General features: G+C 67.9%; 16 protein-coding genes. 8 read left to right on the forward strand and 8 right to left on the reverse strand.

Going from position 1 to position 22495, the window contains the following annotated elements:
* Positions 1–142: 142 nt before the first annotated feature.
* From VD964_RS19955 to VD964_RS19985, 7 genes are all read right to left on the reverse strand, one after another.
* Positions 143–2329, reverse strand: coding sequence for a hypothetical protein (locus VD964_RS19955; RefSeq protein WP_324870254.1), 2187 nt, complete (start codon positions 2327–2329; stop codon positions 143–145).
* Positions 2326–3714: a glycosyltransferase family 4 protein gene (locus VD964_RS19960; RefSeq protein ID WP_324870255.1), complete on the reverse strand. Its 1389-nt coding sequence runs from the start codon at positions 3712–3714 to the stop codon at positions 2326–2328. Before VD964_RS19960 ends, VD964_RS19955 begins: the two co-directional genes overlap by 4 nt.
* Positions 3711–4538 (reverse strand): class I SAM-dependent methyltransferase, encoded by an 828-nt coding sequence (locus VD964_RS19965; protein ID WP_324870256.1) that lies wholly within the window; start codon positions 4536–4538, stop codon positions 3711–3713. Before VD964_RS19965 ends, VD964_RS19960 begins: the two co-directional genes overlap by 4 nt.
* Positions 4535–6826, reverse strand: a complete 2292-nt coding sequence (locus VD964_RS19970; protein WP_324870257.1) for a glycosyltransferase — start codon at positions 6824–6826, stop codon at positions 4535–4537. Before VD964_RS19970 ends, VD964_RS19965 begins: the two co-directional genes overlap by 4 nt.
* Positions 6827–6980: 154 nt before the next feature.
* A complete protein-coding gene (locus tag VD964_RS19975) occupies positions 6981–7802 on the reverse strand; it encodes a calcium-binding protein (protein ID WP_324870258.1) in 822 nt (273 codons plus the stop codon).
* 642 nt (positions 7803–8444) lie between these two features.
* A complete protein-coding gene (locus VD964_RS19980) occupies positions 8445–9800 on the reverse strand; it encodes an HlyD family type I secretion periplasmic adaptor subunit (protein WP_324870259.1) in 1356 nt (451 codons plus the stop codon).
* Positions 9797–11521, reverse strand: a complete 1725-nt coding sequence (locus VD964_RS19985; protein ID WP_324870260.1) for a type I secretion system permease/ATPase — start codon at positions 11519–11521, stop codon at positions 9797–9799. The genes VD964_RS19980 and VD964_RS19985 overlap by 4 nt, the downstream gene beginning before the upstream one ends.
* A gap of 550 nt (positions 11522–12071) precedes the next feature.
* On the opposite strand from VD964_RS19985, the gene galE reads away from it, so the two are divergent.
* From galE to VD964_RS20000, 3 genes are read left to right on the forward strand one after another with little or no spacing between them, the layout of a single operon-like run.
* Entirely contained in the window at positions 12072–13085 is a 1014-nt protein-coding gene (gene galE / locus VD964_RS19990; protein WP_324870261.1) for a UDP-glucose 4-epimerase GalE, read from the forward strand.
* 42 nt (positions 13086–13127) lie between these two features.
* A complete protein-coding gene (locus VD964_RS19995; protein WP_324870262.1) occupies positions 13128–13697 on the forward strand; it encodes a winged helix DNA-binding protein in 570 nt (189 codons plus the stop codon).
* Between the two features lie 35 nt (positions 13698–13732).
* The gene (locus tag VD964_RS20000; RefSeq protein ID WP_324870263.1) at positions 13733–14950 is read left to right on the forward strand and encodes a DUF2336 domain-containing protein; all 1218 of its coding nucleotides are present in this window, start codon (positions 13733–13735) and stop codon (positions 14948–14950) included.
* 13 nt (positions 14951–14963) lie between these two features.
* On the opposite strand, the gene VD964_RS20005 is transcribed toward VD964_RS20000, so the two are convergent.
* Positions 14964–16292: a nitrate- and nitrite sensing domain-containing protein gene (locus tag VD964_RS20005; protein WP_324870264.1), complete on the reverse strand. Its 1329-nt coding sequence runs from the start codon at positions 16290–16292 to the stop codon at positions 14964–14966.
* Between the two features lie 259 nt (positions 16293–16551).
* Here VD964_RS20005 and VD964_RS20010 point away from each other — a divergent pair, with 259 nt between their 5' ends.
* The 5 genes from VD964_RS20010 to VD964_RS20030 all read left to right on the forward strand — a co-directional run bounded on the left by VD964_RS20010 (position 16552) and on the right by VD964_RS20030 (position 22478).
* Entirely contained in the window at positions 16552–16725 is a 174-nt protein-coding gene (locus tag VD964_RS20010) for a hypothetical protein (RefSeq protein WP_324870265.1), read from the forward strand.
* A 114-nt stretch (positions 16726–16839) separates the two neighbouring features.
* Positions 16840–18054, forward strand: a complete 1215-nt coding sequence (locus tag VD964_RS20015; protein ID WP_324870266.1) for an alpha-hydroxy acid oxidase — start codon at positions 16840–16842, stop codon at positions 18052–18054.
* A 335-nt stretch (positions 18055–18389) separates the two neighbouring features.
* Complete coding sequence (locus tag VD964_RS20020; protein WP_324870267.1) at positions 18390–20888, forward strand: PAS domain-containing protein; 2499 nt, start codon at positions 18390–18392, stop codon at positions 20886–20888.
* 92 nt (positions 20889–20980) lie between these two features.
* On the forward strand, positions 20981–21766 hold the full coding sequence (locus VD964_RS20025; RefSeq protein WP_310115866.1) for a nucleotidyltransferase: 786 nt from the start codon (positions 20981–20983) through the stop codon (positions 21764–21766).
* Complete coding sequence (locus VD964_RS20030) at positions 21759–22478, forward strand: metallophosphoesterase family protein (protein WP_324870268.1); 720 nt, start codon at positions 21759–21761, stop codon at positions 22476–22478. Before VD964_RS20025 ends, VD964_RS20030 begins: the two co-directional genes overlap by 8 nt.
* The last annotated feature ends 17 nt before the right edge of the window (positions 22479–22495 follow it).

Below are 22495 nucleotides of genomic sequence, written 5' to 3' on the forward strand. Positions count from 1 at the left end.
CCTCCCCATCCCTCCCCCGCTTATCAGCGGTGGAGGGGGTAGGACGCTTGGCAGGGTGGCCTTATCGCGGAGCGGCGGCAGTCCCCTCTCCCGCGAAGCGGGGGAGGGTCAGGGAGGGGGCAAGAGTTGAGTGGGCAAAGCACTAAGCCGCGATCGACGCCTTCCAGCGCTCGGCGAAGCTCCATTCGTCGACCAGCGCGCTCATACGCTCCAGCCGGGGGTCGCGGGCGTGGCGGGACTGTTCGTCGACCGCCACCAGCCGGACCTTCGGCAGCCACAGGCAGGAGCCGCCGGCCGCCCGCACCCGCAGGCACAGGTCCAGCCCCTTCGGCTCCGGCGCCAGATAGCGGCCGCCGTCGGCCATCGCCCGCACCAGCAGCTCGCGCGGCAGCAGGGCGCAGTCGGCCGATGCGGCATCCACCGCCGACGCCTCCTGCTCCTTCAGCCAGTCGCGCGGATAGCCGGCGAAGCGGCGCTCGTAGGTGACCGTGCCGCCCGGCCCTTCGACCGCGACGATGCCGGCGAAGCGGATCGAGTGGTCCTCGTACAGCAGGGTCGGGCTGGCCATCACTGGCGCGAGCGCGGCGGAGCCCACGGCATTCGGCTTGCGGATCGCCCGTTCCAGCGCCGACAGCCAGCCGCGTTCGGTCGGCAGAACCGAGGGGGACAGCAGCAGGACGCGGTCGGCCCTCGCATGCGGCAGGGATGCCGCCACCGCCTCGAACGGGTCGGATGCCGTGGGTGCGGCGACGAAGCCGACGGCCAGACGGTAGAAGCCGGCGGCCTGCCGGACCATGCCGGCCAGCCGCTCATGGGTGCCGGCGCCGGCCACCACCAGGATCTCCGCATCGGCGAAGTCCGGGTCGTTCGCCATGCGGGCAAGGTTCAGGTCGACATCCTCGCGCCCGTCGCAGACCGGCAGGATCACCGACACGCGCGGGCTCTTGAGCGCGCGGCCCATCGGGTGCAGGACGGAGGACGGCGCCGCTCGGCCCGACGCCGCGCTGCGCAGCATCGGCCCCAGGTGGGTGGCGACGACGCGGTCGATGGAGGGGCTGTCGGGATTGACCGACCCCAGCATGCGGCGCAACGCCTCGCCGGTCGGCGGCTGGCAGGGCAGCGGCAGGAAGGCGATGCCGTCGGCGAGCGCCAGCTCCAGATGGAACTCGGCGTCGGCGGAGATGCCGGCCGGCTCGCGGGCGAAGGCGGTGAAGCCGTGGGCGTCGTTGCCCGGAACCATGCGGCCGGCGAACAGCGGGTCGTGGGCGAAGGCGTCGGAAACGTCCTTGCGGCCCAGCCGCGACCAATCCTGGTCCAGCCGCGCCGTCATTCCGCCGCCCTTGACCGTCACCGCCCGCACCGAGCCGGTGGGGTCGAGCAGCCAGCCGCAGACGAACAGCCCGGCGCCGGCCACGCGCACCGCCATGTCCAGGCCCATGCGAACCGGCAGCGGGAGCTGCGACACCGTCTCCACCCCGTTGTAGCGGGCGGCGATGGCGGCGGCGACGCCGCGGCGGGCGGCATCGCCCTGCAGATGGCCCAGCATGTCGCGGGCATGGGCGGAGGCGACGCCGTCGGCCAGAAGCTGCCGATGCTCGAAGATCGCCAGATGGCGCCAGCCATCGGCGGCACGGAAATGGATGCGGCGAATGGTGTCGGGGGATGCCACCGGCCCTTCCAGCACCGTCAGCAGGCCGGCGGCATCGTCGGGCAGGTCCGGACGGTGGAAGGGGGCGGCGGCGCTGGCATGGGCGCGCAGATCGTCGGCCTCGACCAGCACATGGGCGGCGCCGGCCGGGAAGCCGTGCGACCAGCCCTGCACCATCAGCGCACCGTCGCGGAAGCGGCCCAGCACCTCGGCGAAGCCATCGGGACGGGAGGCCTCCTGCGCCAGACCGGCCAGCAGGCGGGTGCGGCGGTCGGCTTCGCCCTCGCCTGTCTCCAACCCGGACAGCAGGGTCACGGCGACATCCAGCGCGGTGTCGAGCGACTGCGGCTGCACTTCGCGCAATGCCGCGACCAGATGGGCGGGGTTGGTGCGGACGTTGGACAGGCGCGGCAGCAGCAGATGCTTGCCCTGCGCATCCTCGATCTCGATACGCGACGGGCGCATGTGGGCGAGCCCGGTGACGCGGATGGCGCCCAGGAACCAGCGCTCCCCCGCCCCATCGGTCCAGCAGCCGCCACGGAAACGCCCGTCGAGCATGCCGTCCAGCATCACCACGCTGTCGGCCGGCAGGGGCTGGTCGATCGCCCCGAACAGCATCAGCGTGTCCTCGTCCAGCAGGACGGCGGCGGTGATGTCGGCCTTGGTGCTGCGGTCCTTCATCGGATGCGGTTCCCCTGGTTGAGAGCGGCGGGTGCCGGAGACAGAAGTTCGCCGTAGAGGGCGAGGTGGAGCGACGCGGCCTCCTCCGTCGGACGGACGGCGGGGATGTTGGCCGACAGCCGGTCCCACAGATCGGGTTCGGTCATGGCGCGGGTCATGACGCGGGCGAGGTCGGCCGGGTCGTTGGGGCGGACATGCAGGCCGTCGACGCCGTCGCGCACCGCCTCCGCCATGCCGCCGATGCCGCTGACGATGACCGGGCGGCGGTGCTGGAAGGCTTCCTGGATCACCAGGGGCGCGTTCTCCCACCAGATCGACGGCATCACCACCCAGTCGGCAGCGGCCATCAGCGCCGGCATCTCCTGCGGCCGGTAGGGGCCGTGGGCGGTGGCGAGGCCGCGCGTCGCGTCGAAACCGTCTGCCACCCGCTGGCGGAACTCCGGCGCCTGATACAGGCTGCCGCCATGGACGGCAAGCGAAGGGGACAGGCCCTGGCGCGCCATGCGGGCGACAGCGTCCAGCGCCACGGTGACGCCCTTGAACGGATTCAGGTTGCCGAAATAGGCGAAGGCATCGCGTGCCGCACCGGGGGCGAGGTCGCGGGCCGGGGCAGGATCCACGGCGGGGCGGCTGTTCGCCATCACCTCGATCCGGTTGGGGTCCAGGCCCCAGGCGACATAGCGGTCGCGCAGGAAGCGGCTGGGCGCCAGGAAACGGTCGACCAGCCCGAACATCGCCTTGATGTGCTTCTCGCGCAGCAGGAACTGGTCGGCCGGCCGGTCTGGGAAGCAGCGGTGGCAGGCATCCGGCGACGCCTTGCTGCAGAGCGCGCGTGCTCCACCCTCGCCACGCGGCGGGGTAACCATCTGCCCGTCATTGGCGCAGATCGGGTAATAGTCGTGCAGCGTGTAGACGATCTTCGCATCCGGGCAGACGCGGCGGATCAGGAACAGCATCTCCACGCCCAGCAGCAGCGTGTGATGCACGTGCACGATGTCCGGCCGGAAGGCGCGCAGCAGGTTGGACAGGTCGGGGACCAGCCCGTGCAGGTCGATCTGGCTCTGGTGGAAATGGTCGAAATGACCGGCCCACAGCAGCACCTCGTCGGCGCTGCGGCCCAGCGTCTGGAATCCGGTGCCGGGACGCGGCGCGCGGTGGGTGTCGTTGGTGCAGGCCAGGAACAGGCACTCCGCCCCCGCTGCCTTCAGGCCGCCGAACAGCTCATGCGCGAAGATCTCGGTGCCGCCGGGATGCAGGCTCGGATGGTTGTGCGCGATCAGCAGCACCCGAGGCGGCCGGGCGGCCACCAGCGGGCGGGACGGCTGGCGCGCGGCGGGACGGGTGGCTTGATTGGCGGGGAGAAGAGGGAGACGGCGTCGGCTCATGGCACAGCCCCCTTCTCCAGAACCAGCAGATCCTGGAAATTCTCGGCCTCGCGCTGGCCGCTCCAATGGCCGCGCATCACGGCGCGGGCGGGACGCAAGCCATGGGCGGCGAAGCGGCCGAGCAGGAACGCATCGTCATAGGCGACGGCGGCGTTGGGATGCTCCGGATCGGCCAGCAGCTCGACTCCCGGCACGTCTCGGAATGGCGGGCGGGCGGTGCCCTTGGCAATGCCGGCGCGCGCGGTGGCGTCGGCCAGGAACAGGCTGAGGAAGCAGCGCCCGCCCGGCTTCAGCACCCGAGCGATCTCCGCCGCATAGCGCTCGGTGTCGGCCGTGCGCAGGTGGGTGATGACCGAGGTCAGGATGACGAAGTCATAGGCCGCCGCCTTAAAGGGCAGCGTCGCCGTCTCCCCCTCGATCCGGCCATCGGGATTGTACAGGCCGTTGGCGACGTCGAGATGGTGGAAGCGGAACTCCGGATAGGCCGGCGTGATGGTCGACGCGCACCAGCGGATGCCGTCCAGCACGATGTCGATGCCGTCGTAGGACCCATCCAGATACTGGGTCAGCGGCAACGCCATGCGGCCGACGCCGCAGCCGATCTCCAGCACCTTGTGGTCGGGACGCAGTCCGCCCAGCCGGACGAAATGGCGCAGGAACTCCGCCCCGATGGCGCGGAAATCACCATCGCCGATGAAATGCAGCTCGGGCGGCGGCACCGGCAGGAAGCGGTTGCGCGCGATCTGGGCACAGAGCCATTCCAGCCGCGGATCGGTCTGGCGGCGCAGGACGGCAAGCTGCGGAGTCGGCACGATCGCATTCATCGGGTCACCCGTGCTGTCTTGCGGGCGCGGTTTGCCTTGGAAGGCTGCGCCTCGTCGTCGGCGTACCAGTCGCGCGCCATCAGCTCGGCCATGCGGTCGGCCCAGCGGCGGCCATGGAGCCAGCGGTTGTATTCGGAAGCGACTCCGCGGGTGTAGCCCTGGTGCCGGCCGATGGAGCGGCGTTCCAGATGGTACAGCTCGACCGACGGGGCATAGCGGATGTCGAGACCCTGATCGCGGATGCGCAGGCAGAGGTCCGAATCCTCGAAGTCGCCGATGATGTAGTCTTCGCAGAATCCGCCGGCGGCGGTGTAGGCGGCGCGCGTGGTCAGCAGGCAGGCGCCGGTGACGCCCGGAACGGAGCGCGGACGGCAGGCGGCGGCGAAGTCGCGCGGCAGGCCCTTGAAGTAATGGTGGTTGTACCAGGCGCCCTGCAGGTCGCGGTCGAAATAGAGGCCGGCATGCTGAAGGCTGTCGTCGTCGAACAACAGCTTCGGGCCGACCGCGCCGATGCCCGGACGCTCCTCCAGCGCCGCGACCAACTGCGGCAGCCAACCGGCGCGGTCGGGGACCACGTCGGAGTTGAGCAGCAGCAGGCGGTTGGCGCGGGCCACAGCGACGCCGGCATTGTTGGCGGCGGAATAGCCGTAATTGGCGCTCTGCACCAGCAGCAGCATCGGCAGGCCGTAGAGGCCGTGGAAGCCGCGCAGCAGATGCACCACCTCGTCGCGCTGCTCCGGGCTGTCGAGCACGAAGACCAGTTCGGCATCGGCCATCGCCGGATCGGTGGCGAAGCACGCGATCTGGAAGCGCAGGAACTCCAGCGTGCGGTAGAGCGGGATGATGACCGACACCGCGGGCTTGGCCTTGCGCTCGCCATAGACGACCAGTTCCGGCTCGCCGCGGGTGGCGAGATGGGCGGCATGCAGCGGGGCGACGGTCGGACCGATGACGGTCTCCAGCAACTCCGGCGTGGCGAAGCGCGGCGGCAGGCTGCCCAGCACGGCGGCGCGGGCGTCGGCATCGGCGCGCGGACGCGGCGGCGGGACGAGGCGCAGCGCGCCGCCCGACGCCAGCCGAAGCTCCGCCGTCACCTGAAGCGCTTCCGCCGGTTCGGGATTGCCCGGCAGATGCAGGACGAAGCCGCTGCGGTCGAGACCGGTGTTGCCGTAGAGCTTCGCCACATCCTCGCGCGGGAAGCGGTTGGTGAAGCGATCCACCCGGCGTTCGCCGCCGAAGGGGGTGCGCACCACCAGTTCCGCCGCCAGACCATGCGGATCATGCAGCCAGCCGGCCAGGAACAGCCCGCCGTCGGCCGTGGGAACCGCGAGATCCAGCGAGGCGCCGATCGGCCGCTTGGCATCGGCGGCCTGCCGGCGCGGCAGCGGGGCCAGCGCCTGCAGCTCGCTGACCGCCGACGCGGCGGACGCATCGTTGCGGCCACGCTTGGCGAGGCAGGACAGCAGGTAGTGACGGAGGGTTGCCGGCGTGTCAGGGCGGGCGTTCAGCCGGTCGGTCAGCGTCGGCAGACCGGCGGGCTCCTCCGGGAAGCGGCGGCAGGCGACGCCGTTGGCGCCCAGCACCACCAGCAGGTTGCCCGGCGCGCACAGTTCGCGATCCATCAGCAGGTCGAAGGCGATGCGCCCCCTGCCGGCGGGATCGGGGCCAATGCAGGCATCGAACGGCGCCCGTGCCACCGCATTCGGGGAAAGGACCACCAGACCGGTGATGGCGCCGAAGCGGCCGGACAGAGCACCGGCGCACAGCAGAAGCTCGCCACCCGCCGTCGCGCGGATTGCCAACGTCGCCGGCTCCGCCGCACGGTCGAGCACCAAGCGTCGGCACAGCGCGGCGAAAGCGGCATCGCAACGAAGCGCCGGGGTGGAGCTGGCGAAATCGAACAGGAAACGCAGAACCCGCAAGCGGCCGGCACCATCCAGGCTGCCCAGCAGCCCGGCGGGATCGAGATCGGCGGTGCCGGCTTCGGTGCGAAGCTCGGCGATCACGCGGTTGTTGGCGATGAAATGGATGGGCAGCCGCGGATCGCGCGGTGCCGGCAGGATCGACAGGACACGGCGGGCGCCCCAGCCGCTGTCGATGGTCAGCGTGGTGAAGGGCGGACGCACCGGTTCGCCGTCGACGCTCGGCGTGATCGGGCCGACGACATCGGCCGCGCCATCCATCGTCCCATCCATCGTCCAAGAGACGAGGAGGAAGCGGCGGCCCAGCGCCAGACGTTGCGCGGGGGCGATCGACACCGAATTCGGCAGGACGGCGATGACGGTCATGGATTGGATTCCGGCAGCGTCGATGGTTTGAAAGTCGGGGGTTTGAACTTCGGAAGTGCTGATTTCGGGCAAAGGAGGACCGGCGGCGGCTTTGACACCACCGGTCCGTCCCTTTCATTCACTGCTCAAGACGCAGCGGACGATCAGTGCCCGGTTAGTGGATGACGAAGAAGTCGTTCGGGTGGTTGTGGATGTCCGCAGCGGAGACACCCTTCAGCGTGATGCTGTCGCCATGGCCGAGGTCGATCACGGCATCGCCATGCTGGTCGGTGACGCGGGCGGCCAGATCGGCGGCGTCGTTCACCTTCAAACCGTTGATGTTGCGGGAGATCTGCAGGACGTCCTCGCCGGCCTTGAAGTCCAGGACCACGTCCTGGCCGCCGCCGCCGGAGAAGATGAAGACGTCGTGGCCGGCGCCGCCGGACAGCAGATCGTCGCCCTTGCCGCCTTCCAGGCGATCGTTGCCTTCGTCGCCGAACAGCATGTCGTCGCCGTCGCCGCCGTTCAGCACGTCGTTGCCGGTGCCGCCGCGCAGGATGTCGTCGCCCTTGCCGCCGTCGAGGATGTCGTCGTGGCCGCCGCCGGACAGGATGTCGTCACCCTTGCCGCCCGTCAGCACGTCGTTGCCGTCCCCCCCGGACAGCACGTCGTCGCCGGCGCCGCCGTCCAGCACGTCGCGACCGGCACCGCCGATCAGAACGTCGTCACCACTCCCCCCCAGGATGATGTCGTCGCCCGAACCGCCGTCGATGATGTCGTTGCCGTTACCCCCCAGCAGCATATCCGCCGAAGTGCCGCCATGGATCACGTCCTGCCCGTTCCCCCCGAACAGAGCATCGTGTCCAGCGCCGCCGAGCAGGGTGTCCGCGCCGTTGCCCCCCAGCAACAGATCGTTACCCTGCCCGCCATCGAGAAGATCGGCGTGATTGCCGCCGACCTTCACATCGTCGTAGCTGCCCCCAGGAACCGTAGCCATCGTAGGTATCTCCTTGCGATGTGATTGGAATTTTTGGGCCGTCTTTCGGCCTCGCTCGAAAGGCTGAGCTCGCCTTTCGGTGTAACCAAATCTATCGGGGGATAGTGTGATAAAAGATGGGCTGTGGGAAGAAAAAGTTGAGTCAGAACAGAAGAATCTCACAGAACAACGCATTGTCTATATTTTCAAAAAGAGAGTTAGTCTGAATTGCTTCGAATTTCTAAGCAGTTCCCATTTTAAAAACGTTGGTCAGACTCACTTCCAAACTCCGGATTGCCGTGAACCGTCGGGATCACCATGAAAAGTTTTCTTGGTTAAGAGATAGTTTTTAAAAATCAGTTCACCCACTTAATGCCACAGGGTCGGTGAGCCGGTGGATTCGATAGCCGGTCATCACGCTGGGCGGACGCGGGAGATGCCTTTCCCATCCGAGGATGTCCTCAGCGCAATACTCAAGTATGCAAGTAACGGTGAATTTCGGCGCAGTAAAAGCGTCATGGAACTGACCCGTAACGGCAAAAGGGCCGGCGTGGGGGACGCCGGCCCTTTCACGGGACCGCTTGCGGGGGATGGACCCATTTGCCGGCGGTCCCAGCCCGCACCGGCCCGAACGGGGGAGGGCCGGGGGGACGGGCGTGCCGTCTATTTCTCCCGGAAGGCCCGCTGCATCCCATCCGTCAGCGGTGTCAGGAAATAATCGATGGCGCGGCGGGCATGGCCATGGATCATGACTTCGGCCGGCATACCGGGATGAAGATCGACGTCCGGCAGTGCCTTCAGTTCCGCCGCATCCATGCTGATCCGGGCGGCGAAATAGAAGGCGCCGGTGCGCTCGTCTTGCAGCTGGTCGGCGGACAGGGACACCACCTGCCCTGCCACCGGCGGCACCGCACGCTGGCGATAGCCGGTCAGCTTCACCATCGCCTTGCTGCCGACCTCCACATTCTGCACGTCGTGGGGAGAGACGCGGGCCTCCACGATCATGGCGTCGTCCTGCGGCACGATGTCGAGGATGCCGGCGCCGGCCGGAATGACGCCGCCGGACGTGAAGAAGCGCAGGCCCGTCACGCGCCCCGCCTGCGGGGCGGTGATCGCTTGGCGCAACAGGATGTCGTCGGCGCTGCGCAGGCGTTCCGACAGGTCGGAGACGCTGGCCTGGGCCGTCTGCAGATCGACCGCCACCTCCGACCGGCGGGTGTTGCCGAGGTTGATCATGGTCAGTTCGGCCGCCGCGATGGCCTGTTCGGCCTTGGACTTGTTCGCCATCAGCTCGCCCAGCCGCCCTTCGGAATCGGCGACGTTGCGCTGAAGCTCCAACATGCGCGGCTTGCGCTCATACCCCTTCGCCAGCAGCCCCTGCACCACCTGCAATTCGTCCCGGGTGTAGCGCAGCCGGTCGGCGGTGGCGACGCGCTGGGATTCCAGCGCCGCGATCTCGTCCCGCAGCTGGGAGATCTGCCGGCGCTGGATGCCCATCTGCGCCTCGTGGCTGTCCAGCCTGGAGCGGAACAACCTCTCCTCGACCGACATCGCCTCGGCCGCCACCGGATTGTCGCGCGCCGCCTTCACCAGATCGTCGCTGAACAGCGGTTTCGGACCATCGGACTGTTCGGCCCGCAGCCGGCCGAGCCGGGCCAGCGCCGTCCAATATTGGCCCTGCAGCTGCGACACCACCGCCTGGCTCTGCGTCGAATCCATCCGCAGCAGCACTTGGCCTGCCCGCACGAGGTCGCCGTCCTTGACCAGCAGGTCGCGCAGGATGCCGCCTTCCAGATGGGAGACGGTCTTGCGGTGGCTTTCCACCATCACCGTGCCGGCGGCCAATGCCGCGCTGTCCAGGCTGGCGGTGAAGCCCCAGGTCAGGAAGCCGCCGAAGCCGACCAGCACGGCCAGCGCCCCGGCCAGCGCGGTGTTGCGCAGCGACGGTTCGGCAGGATCCACGTCGATGGTCGCCGTCCAGACCGCCGGGGTCGTCAATGCTGGCGTTTCGCTGGTCATCGTTGCTCTCCGCTGCGGACGAGGCGGGTCACGCCGGCGGGGACCCCGCCCGGCTGCACCAGTTTCAGGACATCGGCGCGGGCGCCGAAATGCTCGACGACGCCTTCCTTCATCACCACCAGCTTGTCGGCCACCGCGACGATGGAGGGGCGGTGGGCGATCATCACCACGGTGGTGCCCTCGGCCTTCACCTTGTGAACGGCGTTCAGCAGGGCCTGCTCGCCCTCATGGTCGAGGTTGGAATTGGGCTCGTCCAGCACCAGCAGCCGCGGCCGGCCGAACAGGGCGCGGGCCAGCGCGATGCGCTGCCGCTGGCCGCCGGACAGGGAAAAGGCGCTCTCGCCCACCGGCGTGTCGTAGCCGAAGGGCAGGCGCCCGATCATCTCGTGCACGCCGGCCAGCCGCGCGGCGCGGACGATCTCCGCCGGATCGGCGCTGGCCATGCGGGCGATGTTCTCGCCGATGGTGCCGTCGAGCAGCGCCACCGACTGTGGCACGTAGCCGACATATTTGCCGAAGCTCTCGCGCTCCCACAGATAGGTGCTGGTGCCGTCCAGATAGATGCCGCCGGCGGTCGGCTGCCAGACGCCGACCAGCAGGCGGGCCAGCGTCGATTTGCCGGCACCCGACGGGCCGATGATGCCGAGCACCTCCCCCGCCTCGGCGGAGAAGGAGACGTTGCGCAGCACCGGGCGGTTCAGGCCGGCCGGCACATGGCTGACGCGGTCGACCGCCAGCGTCCCCTGCGGCGCCGGCAGCGGCATGGTGGAGCGGGCCGAGGCGCCGTTGTTCAGCAGGTCGCGGATGCGGCGGTGCGCCTCCAGCGCCTTGACCCACTGCCGCCAGCCGTCGACCAGCTGTTCGAAGGGATGCAGCAGCCGCCCGGTGATCAGGCCGGCCGCCATCATGCTGCCGGGGGTCACCAGATTGTCGATCACCAGCGTGGCGCCGGCGGCGATCACCCCGACCTGCAGCATCAGCCGCAGCGAACGGGAGGCTGCGGCCAGCCCGCGCGACATGGTGGCGCCGCGGTCGATCATGCCGGCCGATCCGCTCTGCGCCGCCTGCCAGCGCCGCGCCAGCGCCGGCAGCATGCCCATCGCCTCGATGGCTTCGGCATGGCGGACGGTGCCGGCGATGTCGGCGAAGACGCGGGCCGACGCCTCGTTCGCCTCGGCCATCGGCCGCCGGGTCAGCGCGTCGGTCAGAATGCCCATTACCAGCAGGACCAGCGCCGCGCCGATGGCGAGGAAGCCGTAGACCGGATGTAGCAGGAAAAGGATCACCAGGAAGATCGGCGCCCAGATCAGCTCCAGCGGTGCGGTCACGGCGCTGCTGGTCATGAAGGCGCGCAGGTCGTTCAGGTCGCGCATGGTCTGCGCCGCATTGCGCGGCCCGCCGGACAGCGCATCGACGATGGACGCCTCCAGCGCCGGCACGTTGAAGCGGTGGGCGATGACGGCGCTCGTCACCAGGAAGGCGCGGGCGCGGATGAAGTCCAGCACGCCGTACAGCGCCAGCGCCCCCACCGCGATGATCGCCAGCATCGTCAGCGTTTCCAGGCTGCGGCTGCTCATCACCCGGTCGTAGACCTGCATGGTGAAGAGCGGAACCACCAGCATCAGGACATTGACGAACAGGCTGAGGATGCCGGCCAGCAGCAGGCCATGCCCGATCTTCCGGTAGGCTTGGGTCAGCAGGGGCCGATCCACGGAACTCATCTTCGATCCTTCCCGATGGAGGATTGGCCGATCAAGACGGCGCTGGAACTCGTGAGGGCGGATGAAACGGAAAAAGCTGCCGGCGGCGTGACGCTGGACAGTAAGCCGGCTGGGGGGGCGCCGGGTGCGGCCGGTCCAATAAAGGAACGGTCGCCTATGCATGGCGGATCCGGACGCGGGGGGAGCGTCTGCGGACTTGGCACGCTCAAGCTTTACACCGGGGACATTTTAGAGACGTGTGACAAGTTTCGGGTCCTACCCCTTTTCAGTTCCCGCAAAAGGGGTGGAAACTGGCCGGCAAATGGTTGATTTTTCTGCGGAATCTGGCACCTCACCGAAGGTCTTAGGCCGTTTTGGGTGGGGTTTCCAGCCATCTGGTCAGAGCGCTCGGTTATCGTGCATGCTGCGTCGCGATGAATTGCGCAGGGCGTCGGACCTCCCCCATCCGGCCCCTGCCCCGCCCCCCTTTCCTTCCACCATGCAGGCCGCCCGTTTCCGGTTGCGGCCCGAAATCCGGTTCCCCGGAGACCGGTTCAAGGAAACCCGATCCATGACGACCCCCAAGACCATCCTCGTCACAGGCGGCGCCGGCTATGTCGGCAGCCATTGCGTGGCGGAGCTTCTCGACCATGGCCATCGTGTCGTGGTGTTCGACAATCTGCGTCAGGGTCACATCGCGGCGGTTCCGCCCGAGGCCGCCTTCGTCCAGGCCGACCTCGCCGACGAGGCGGCGCTGGCCCGCGTCTTCGCTGAGTGGCGTTTCGACGCGGTGTTCCATTTCGCCGCCTTGTCGGTGGTCGGCGAATCGATGCGCGACCCGCACGCCTACCTGCACGGCAACACCGTCACCTCGCTGAACCTGATCCGCGCCGCGGTGAAGGCCGGGGTGATGAAGCTGGTCTTCTCCTCCACCGCCAACCTGTTCGGCTCGCCCAAGCGCATTCCCATCGACGAGGATGAAGCGATCGATCCCGGCAGCCCCTATGGCGAATCGAAGTTCATGATCGAGCGCGCCCTGCATTGGGCCGACCGCTGCCATGGGCTGCGCTCCGCCTGCCTGCGCTACTTCAATGCCGCCGGGGCGCATCCCAACGGAAAGCTGGGCGAGGATCATAGCCCGGAGACGCACCTGATCCCGCTGGTGATGGATGCCGCCACCGGCAAGCGTCCGCACATCGAGATCTTCGGCGACGATTACGACACGCGCGACGGCACCTGCATCCGCGACTATATCCATGTCTGCGATCTGGCCGACGCCCATCTGCGGGTGCTGGACGCGCTGGAGGAGCGGTCGGTCCGCTACAACCTCGGCAACGGCACCGGCTACAGCGTGCGTGAGGTGATCTCGTCGGTCGAGCGCATCACCGGGCGGACGGTGCCGGTGAAGATCGGCCCGCGGCGGCCCGGCGACCTGCCGGTGCTGATCGCCTCGTCGGAGCGGATCCGCCGCGATCTCGGCTGGCAGCCACGCTTCCCGGAGCTGGACAGCATCATCGCCGGCGCCTGGGCCTGGCGCAGCGCGCACCCGCATGGTTTCCGCGGCCTCGCCGCCGCGGCGGAATAAGGCAGAAGCGAGAAGGATGGCGGCAATGGCAGAGCCGGGATCATGGACGCGATGAGCAACCTGAACTGGGACGATGACGACGCGCCCGAGCCTGGACCGGACGACAAGCCCGGCGGCGACCCCGCCCGGAAGCCCGGCGAGGACCTCGACCTCGCCGACTTCCACGGCATGGCGCGCCTGATCGAGCGGATGCACCGGCGGTATCTGGACGTCGTGCGCGTCGGCCTGTCCAAGCAGGGCATCGAGGACATCGGCCCGGTCCAGGCGCTGATGGTGATGCTGATCGGCGAGGACGAGCTGTCTGTCCGCGACCTGATGGAGCGCGGCTATTACCTGGGCTCCAACGCGTCCTACAGCCTGAAGATCCTGGTCGATGCCGGCTACATCAACCGCGCCGCCAACCAGCGCGACCGCCGCACCGCGCGGCTCCAGCTGACCGACAAGGGACGGGAGCTTTGGGAAGGGCTGCGGCGGATGGAACACGCCCAGGCCGAGGCGCTGGTGCGCAACGAGACCGAGGCGCGCGACCTGAAGGCCAGCTACCGCACGCTCCGCCGGCTGGACCGGCTGTGGGGCGACATGGTCCGCTATTCCTGCCTCGATTTCGACTGATGGGTTTTCGTCCGATGCCGCAGCCGGGTGCCCCTATGCCACATGCCGTCCAACCGCAGACCTCGCAGCCAGATGCACCCAACCCGAACGCCCTGTCGTCGCGGGATGTGGAACGCCTGCTGACCTCGCCCACCGCGGAAACGCGGATCGAGACGATGAACAAGCTGTTCCACGATCTGGAGGCCGGCGCGCTCAGCCCAGCGGAACGGTCGCTGGCAATCGAGGTGGTGCATTGCTTCGCCGGGGACGCCCAAGTGGCAGTGCGCGAAGCGGTGGCCTGGCAGCTGCGCAACAGCCCGCTGCTGACCGAGGACTTGGCCGAACGGCTGGTCCGCGACGTCGGGCGGGTCGCCTTCCCGATCCTGCGCGACGCGGCGGGCCTGACCGACGACCTGCTGCTGGACGTGCTGTCCGATCCGGATTCCGGCAAGCATGTGGCGGTCGCCAGCCGGTCGAAGGTCTCGGCCCGCGTGTCGGGAGCCATCGCGGAGCGCGGCAACGTCGTCGCCGTCACCGCCCTGCTGCGCAACGACGGGGCCGAGGTGCCGGACAGCGCGATGCACCGCGCGCTCGACCGCTTCGGCCGGGTCCGCATGGTCAGCGAGGCGGCGGCGACCCGTCCCGGCCTGTCGCTGGCGATGGTGGAGCGCGTCGTCGCCTTCGTGTCGGACAGCATGCGCACCACCCTGATGCAGGCGCACGGCCTGTCGCGCGAACTTGTGGAACGGCTGGTGGAGCGCGGGCGGGAGGCGGCGACCATGCGGCTCCTGCGCCCGGTGCTGCGCGGCGCCGAGGACATCGATTCGGTGATCCAATGGCTGCACGCCAACCGCCGTTTGACGCCTGTGCTGCTGTTCCGGGCGCTGTGCGCCGGCGACCTGTCGCTGTTCGTCGCCGGCATGGCGCTGCGCGCAGGCATTCCGGCGGAGAACGCCCGCCGCTTGGCCTGGGACGACGGCGAGCTGGGCATGGCGGCGCTGATGAAGAAGGCGACCGTCGCCCCCGGCCTGACCCATCCCTTCCAGGTCGCGGTCGGCGTCGCCAAGCGAATGGAGTACGAAGGCGAGGAGAACCGGCGCGAGGACTTCCAGTCGGAGGTCATCAGCGAACTGTTCACCGCCTGCACCCCCACCAACGACTGGATGGTCGACGACCTGCTTCTGCAGCTGTTCGACCAGAAGTCGGAGGAGGTGATCGACCGGGCGCTGGATCAGGCCGGCCTGCCCTTCTCGCCGGTGCGCACGATGCAGTGAGGCGGGGCAGTCGTCAGCTGGCCCCGGCCCCTCCCGCCGTCACGCCGCGCAGGATGTCGGACATGCTGAGGATCGCCTCGGCGACCTCGATGATGCGCTTGTTCTGGTTCATCGCCGTCTTGCGGATCAGCTTGTAGGCCTCCTCCTCCGACAGGTTGCGGGTGGACATCAGCAGACCCTTGGCGCGGTCGATCACCTTGCGCTCGTTCAGCGCCGCCTTGGCGGTCTCCAACTCCAGGCTGACGTCGCGCAGACGCTGCGACTGCGCTTGCACGACGTCGAGCACGGAGCGCATCAGCTTGGGCCGCAACCCGTCCGGGGCGTAGAGCCCGGTGCCGTCCTGTCCGGGCAGGGCGGGATCGGCGTCGACCAGCACCATCGCCACCGGCATCACCGCATCATGTCCGCGCAGGTCGGCCTGTTCCAGATCTGCGCGCGCCTGGGCCAACTTCGCCTCGCACAGCAGGCGCAGATCCTCGGTCAGCCGGTCTTCCACCGTCTTCAGCAGATCCATTCGGCGGGTGGCCTGCTCGAACCAGGACTCCGGCGTGATTCCCGACAGCTCGCCATGGCGGGCGCCGTCGCCGAGCGCCACCGCCCGCATCCTCTCCACCTCCGCCATCGCCGGATCGGAAAGCGCAGCGCGGAAAGCGGCAGTGTGGGTGGGGTCGGCGAATTCCGCGACGATGCGGAAGGCGCGGTTCTGCGCATCGATCAGCTGGGCGAGCCGGCCATGCTCCGCCCCGTCGAACCGCCCGCGCGAGAAGCCGGCGCTGGCCGTCGCCCGCTCCTGCCCGGCGAATTCCTTGCCCTGCACGATGTTGAACAGCGCCACCAGCGCGCGGGAGATCGCTGGGTCGGCGGCGATATCCGCCGCTTCGAACACCACGGCCAACAGATGGCCGACGATGTCGGTGAAGGACTTCACGGCATCCTGCGGCACCAGTGCCAGCGACGCCACCTGTTCCCGCAGCGCCGACAGCCCGTCCAGCGCATGCAGGGCGATGGCGACGCGGTTGTAGAATTGCGCGCCCGAACTGAGGCGGTCGAGCTGCCGGTCCACATGGTCGAGCCGGTCGCGCAGGATCGCTTCCAGCGCCTTGGCGTCGGCCTGCCAGCGGGCGCGATCCTCGGCGAAGCGCTTTCCGCTGGAGCCCAAATAGATGGAGGACGCGCCGCGTTCCTTCTGAAGCGCGTGGATCAGCCCGCTCATGTCGCGGACCAGGGAGCTGACGGCCAGTAGCTGTTCGACGTCGCGGATGCGGCACAGCTTGGCGGCGCGCAGGAACCTTGCGGCCGCGGTGCCCGCTCCGCTGTCCTTGGTTTCCTGCTGCGTCACCATCCGGCCCGTTCCCCCATGATCGCGCTGCCCCACAGGTGATGAAGCAATGCATATGCCAGCGCTATGCAAAGCCCCTCTCACCTTGCGGGAGAGGGGCTTTCGCAATGCAAGCCGGCCGCTCTGCGTTCATGCGGTTGCCTAAGAATGCAGCGACTTCGCCGAAAATTTACGCACATTTCGGCCGCTTCCGGTGCGGTGCAACAAATGCCCGCTCGCCGCTGTTGAGTCGGCACCCCAACTGTCCCGGAGTCGACCCGCCATGGCCAAGAATCCCTTCATGAGCGCCTGGTTGTCCTGGGCCAACCGGGCCACCGGGATGTGGACCACCGCCGCCATGTCGGCGGCCAAGCGCAACCAGTCGGCGGCGTTGAAATCCATGATGACTCCGCCGAAATCCGCCAAGCCGAAGCGCAAGGCCAAACCGGCGCGCTGACCGGCGGGCGAACGGATTCAGCGGGGATCTGACGAGGGCGTGCTTGACGGTGCGCGGAGGGGATGGCCAAATCCTACCCCCTTCGTTTCACGCGCAACCGTTGAGACACGCCCCATGACCTCCGTTCGCATGCCCTCGTCGCGGCCTCCGTCGCGCTGGGCGAACCTGTTCACCGACCGGCCCGTCACCTGCATCGAGGATCTGCGGCAACTGGCGGAATGGCGCGTGCCGCGGATGTTCTACGATTACGCGGATTCCGGCTCCTACACGGAGTCGACCTACCGCGCCAACGAATCGGACTTCGGCCGGATCAAGCTGCGCCAGCGCGTGGCGGTGGACATGACCAACCGGACGCTGGCCAGCACCATGGTCGGCCAGCCGGTGGCGATGCCGGTGGCGCTGGCCCCGACCGGCCTGACCGGCATGCAGCATGCCGACGGCGAGATCCTGGCCGCTCGCGCCGCGGCCAAGGCCGGCGTTCCCTTCACGCTGTCGACCATGAGCATCTGCTCGATCGAGGATGTGGCGGAGAATACCGACAAGCCCTTCTGGTTCCAGCTGTACGTCATGCGCGACCGCGACTTCATCGACAAGCTGATCGACCGCGCCAAGGCGGCCGGCTGTTCGGCGCTGGTGCTGACGCTGGACCTGCAGATCCTCGGCCAGCGCCACAAGGACATCAAGAACGGCTTGTCCACCCCGCCGAAACTGACCGTCGGCAACGTCCTGGACATGGCGACCAAGCCGCGCTGGTCCATCAACATGCTGCGGACCCACCGCCGCACCTTCCGCAACATCGTCGGCCACGCCACCGGCGTCAGCAACCTGTCGTCGCTGTCCTCCTGGACGGCGGAGCAGTTCGACCCGACGCTGAACTGGGACGACGTGCGCCGCATCCGCGACCGCTGGGGCGGCAAGCTGATCCTGAAGGGCATCCTCGACGCGGAAGACGCGGTGATGGCCGCCGACACCGGGGCCGACGCGCTCATCGTCTCCAACCATGGCGGGCGGCAGCTGGACGGCGCCATCTCGTCCATCGCGGCGCTGCCGGCCATCGTCGAGGCGGTGGGCGACCGGATCGAGGTGCTGATGGACGGCGGCATCCGCTCCGGCCAGGACGTGGTGAAGGCGCTGGCGCTGGGCGCCAAGGGCACCTTCATCGGCCGCGCCTTCCTCTACGGCCTGGGGGCCGGCGGCGAGGCCGGCGTGGCCCAGTGCCTGGAGATCATCCGCAAGGAGATGGACGTCACCATGGCGATGTGCGGCCTGCGCGACATCAAGCACGTCACCTCCAACATCCTGGCCGGGAAACCCGATTTCGGGGTCTAACCGGTTCGCTGATGGCCAGAACGGCAGCTTTGGCGGGATGGAACAGCGTGGAACGGGTTTCCGGCGCTGTTCCTCACCGTCTGCCCGGCCGGGTCCAGGGCTTGCCTGCATGGGTGCTGGTGGAAGAGAAGCCCCAAAATGTTTCACTCCTGAAATAATAGTGGCCGGTTCGTCAGTCACGCTTCAGCTCGTCAAGAACAATATTGCCATGCTCAAGGCCTGAAAGAAGCTTTGACGAGAAAGATGCACCCACATGGGATAGTGGATAGTGCAAGCCGCTTCCTCAATCTCATGGCATAGTGATTCTCCATTGGCACTGACCGGCGAGACCGCAGTTGACATCTTCACTCGACCCTGCGGACGGCGAAAGCCGGGCCTCCGGGCATGATCGGGCCACCCTGGCTTTCCTGACCGGCGGCGGCGCCTTCGGCGAATTCATCCTGGCGCAGGACTGGGCGAACACATCCCTGGGGCCGCCGGAGCTTTGGCCACAGCCCCTCAAGACGATCGTCGGCGTCATGCTCGGCTCGAACCAGCCGATGTTCGTCGTCTGGGGGGCGGAGCGCACGCTGATCTACAACGCGCCCTATGCCGAAATCCTCGCCAACAAGCATCCGCTGGCGATGGGACAGGATTTTCTCGATGTCTGGAACGAGATACGCGGCGATCTCGAGGGCATCGTGGCCCAGGCCTATCGCGGCGAACCGGTGCAGATGGACGACATCACACTGTTCATGGAGCGCCGCGGCTACCGGGAAGAAACTCATTTCTCTTTCTTCTACTCTCCTCTCAGGATCGATGTCGGTTCGGTCGCCGGCCTGTTCTGTGCCTGTACCGAAATCACCGAACCGGTGATGGTGCAGCGCCGGCTGATGGAAAGCGAGGCCCGCGCCCGCGCCGATGCCCAGCGCGTGCAGCTTGCCCTCGATGCGGGCGCCATCATCGGCACCTGGTTCTGGCATCTGCCGACCGACCATTTCACGGCGGACGAACAGTTCGCCCGTTCGTTCGGACTGTCTTCGGAGGTCTGCAGCACGGGCCTCGGCATCGAACAGGTCGTCGCGACGGTCCATCCGGACGACAAGCCGGGTCTGATGGCCGCAATCGCCGAGGTGATCGGGCGCGGCGGGGCCTACGCCCATCAATATCGGGTGTGCCGCCACGACGGGCGTTACCACTGGATCGAAGCGAACGGCCGGGTCGAACACGCGCCCGACGGCACGCCGCTGAACTTTCCGGGCGTCCTCATCGATGTGGAAAGCCGCAGGGCTGCGGAAACCGCGCTGCGCGACAGCGAGGAGCGCTTCCGGGCCGCCGTTCATGCCGTCAACGGCATTCTGTGGACCAACACCGCGCATGGCGAGATGCAGGGCGAGCAGCCCGGCTGGTCCGCGCTCACCGGGCAATCCTTCGACGAGTATCGCGGCTATGGCTGGGCCCGGGCCGTTCACCCCGACGACGCCCAGGCGACCGTCGACGCCTGGAAAGCTGCGGTGGCGGAAGGGCGGACCTATGTCTTCGAGCATCGGGTGCGGCGCCATGACGGCGTCTGGCGCCGTTTCAGCATCCGGGCCATCCCGTTGGTCGATGCCGGCGGGGCCATCCGCGAGTGGGTCGGCGTCCATACCGACGTGACCGAGCAGCGCGAGGCCGAGGCCGTTCTGGAACGCTCGCGCGAGGAACTGGAGCGGCTGGTCCAAGAGCGGACCATCCAGCTGGTGCAGGCGCAGAAGATGGAGATCGTCGGGCAGCTCAGCGGCGGCATGGCACACGATTTCAACAACCTGCTTCAGGGAATCGGCGGTTGCCTCGCCGTGCTGGACAGGTTTGTTCCGGACGGTTCGCCGCGCCGGCTTTTCACCGCCGCGGAGGAGGCCATCACGCGCGGCGCCCAACTGACGCATTCGATGCTCGCCTTCGCCCGGCGCCAGATGCTGACGCCGAAGCCGACGCGGCTGCTTTCCCTCGTCGAGAGCATGCAGCCGTTGCTTGAACGCACGCTGGGCGGCCTGATCCACTTCGACATCGATGTGCCCGCCGACACGGCACCGGTGATGGTCGATCCGGCACAGCTGGAATCGGCGATCCTCAATCTCGCGATCAATGCAAGGGATGCGATGCCCCAGGGCGGGGTTCTGACGCTGCACACCGACAACGTCGTCATCCGGCGGCAGGGCGAAGCTGGACGCCCGGCGGAACTGGTGCCCGGCGAATATGTGGCGATCACCCTGGCCGACACCGGGACCGGCATGGACGAGCCGACGCTGGCCAGGGCCTTCGAGCCCTTCTTCACCACCAAGGAGGTTGGCAGGGGCTCGGGCCTCGGCCTGTCGATGGTCTATGGCATGGTTGCCCAGTCCGGCGGCGGGGTGACGATGGCCAGCGAGGCCGGCAAGGGCACATCCGTGACCATCTACATTCCCCGCGCCGTGGATGTCGAGACCACGGCACCGGCGCCGGCACCGGAAACGATGCCGGCAAGCCGCAAGGTCGTGCTGCTGGCCGACGACGACCATCTGGTGCGAACCGGCGCCTCTGCCGTTCTGGAGATGCTCGGCTACAACGTGCTCGCCGCCGCGAGCGGAGTGGAGGCGCTGCAGGTTCTGCAGGACGCGGAGGCGGTCGACGTCCTGATCACCGACTACGCCATGCCCGGAATGAGCGGCGTCGCCCTGATCCAGGAGACGCGGCGCCTGACGCCGGAGTTGCCGGTTCTTCTCATCACCGGATATGCCGACAAGCCGGACGGCATCGAGCACTGCGCGGTTCTGCACAAGCCGTTCAGGCCGCAGGCTCTCGCCGAGCAGCTCGCCACCCTTCTGAAAGCGGGCTGACGGGACCACCGCACTGCCCCCTGCAACGCTTGCCCCTCTGCCCTGTTGTATCGGGGCAACGTGCCATGTCGGCGCGCAATGGGGAGTGGTTCATGAGCGAACTCCGTGAGGGCAGCGCCACCGTCTCCGCGGAGGCCGAAGCCTTCTATACCGAAAGCCTGAAGCTGCTGACCCAGTCGGGAATCCCGTTCCTTTTGGGCGGGACCTATGCGGTCAGCGCCTATACCGGGATCAACCGGCCGACCAAGGACATCGACGTCTTCTGCTGCGGTGGCGACTTCCCGCGCATCCTGGGTCACTTCCAGGACCATGGCTTCGGGACGGAGATCGAAGACGAACGCTGGATCGGCAAGGTCAAGCATGGCGACCTGTTCTTCGACGTCATCTTCAATTCGGCCGTCGCCATCAACCCGGTCAACGACCGCTGGTTCAAGGAAGAACATCGCGCGGTGATCTGCGGAGCCGACGTGCGGCTGGTGGCGCCGACGGAGATGATCTTCTCCAAGTCCTTCGTCCAGATGCGCCACAAATACGATGGCCCGGACGTGGCGCACCTGATCCTGAAGCAGCACGACAAGGTCGACTGGAAAAGGCTGCTCGCCCATATGGAGCAATATTGGGAGGTGCTCCTGATCCACCTCCTGAACTTCCGGTTCATCTACCCGACCGAACGCGATTGCGTGCCCGACTGGCTGGTGGCCGAACTGCTGGAACGGATGCAGGAACGCGCCAAGCTGCCGGTCGCCCAGACCCGCATCTGCCGCGGCCGGCTGTTCTCGCGCGAGGATTACCTGATCGACGTCACCCAATGGGGCTTCGCCGACGTCGTCGGGGAGGAGGGCACGAAGGAGATCCCGAGGGAGAAGAAGAATGGATGAGCGCAGGCTGACCGTCGCCGCCATCGGCGACATCCATGTCGGAGAGACCACGCAGTATCCCTATCGCGAGCTGTTCCAGGAGATCGCCGCCAAGGCCGACGTGCTGGCGCTGTGCGGCGACCTGACCAACCACGGCAAGCCGCGCGAGGCGGAAATCCTGGCCGACGCCCTGCGCGCCATCGGCATCCCGATCGTCGCCGTCTTCGGCAACCATGATTACGAATGCGGCCATCTGGAAGAGGTCCAGCACATCCTGACCCAGGCCGGTGTGCGTTTCCTGGACGGCGCCCCGCAGGAGATCGGCGGGGTGGGGTTCGCCGGGGTCAAGGGCTTCGGCGGCGGGTTCGGCAACCGGATGCTGGACAGCTTCGGCGAACCGGCGATCAAGCAGTTCGTCCATGAGGCGGTGAACGAGGCGATGCGGCTGGAAAGCGCGCTGCGCCAGTTGGACACGGAGCGGGTGTTCGTGGTTCTGCATTACGCCCCCATCGCCGCGACGGTGGAGGGGGAGCCGACGGAGATCTTCCCGTTCCTGGGGTCGTCGCGTCTGGCAGAGACCATCGACCGCTTCGACAATGTCCGCGCCATCGCCCACGGCCATGCCCATCACGGGACTTATTCGGGGAAGACGCTTCGCGGCACGCCGGTCTACAATGTGGCGCAGACCATCCCGAAGGAAACCGGCCGGCCTTATGCGCTGATCGAGATTTGAACGGGCAGGTTCTATTC

The sequence above is a fragment of the Azospirillum sp. genome (genome assembly GCF_035628975.1).
In the GTDB taxonomy this organism is placed as follows: Bacteria; Pseudomonadota; Alphaproteobacteria; order Azospirillales; family Azospirillaceae; genus Azospirillum.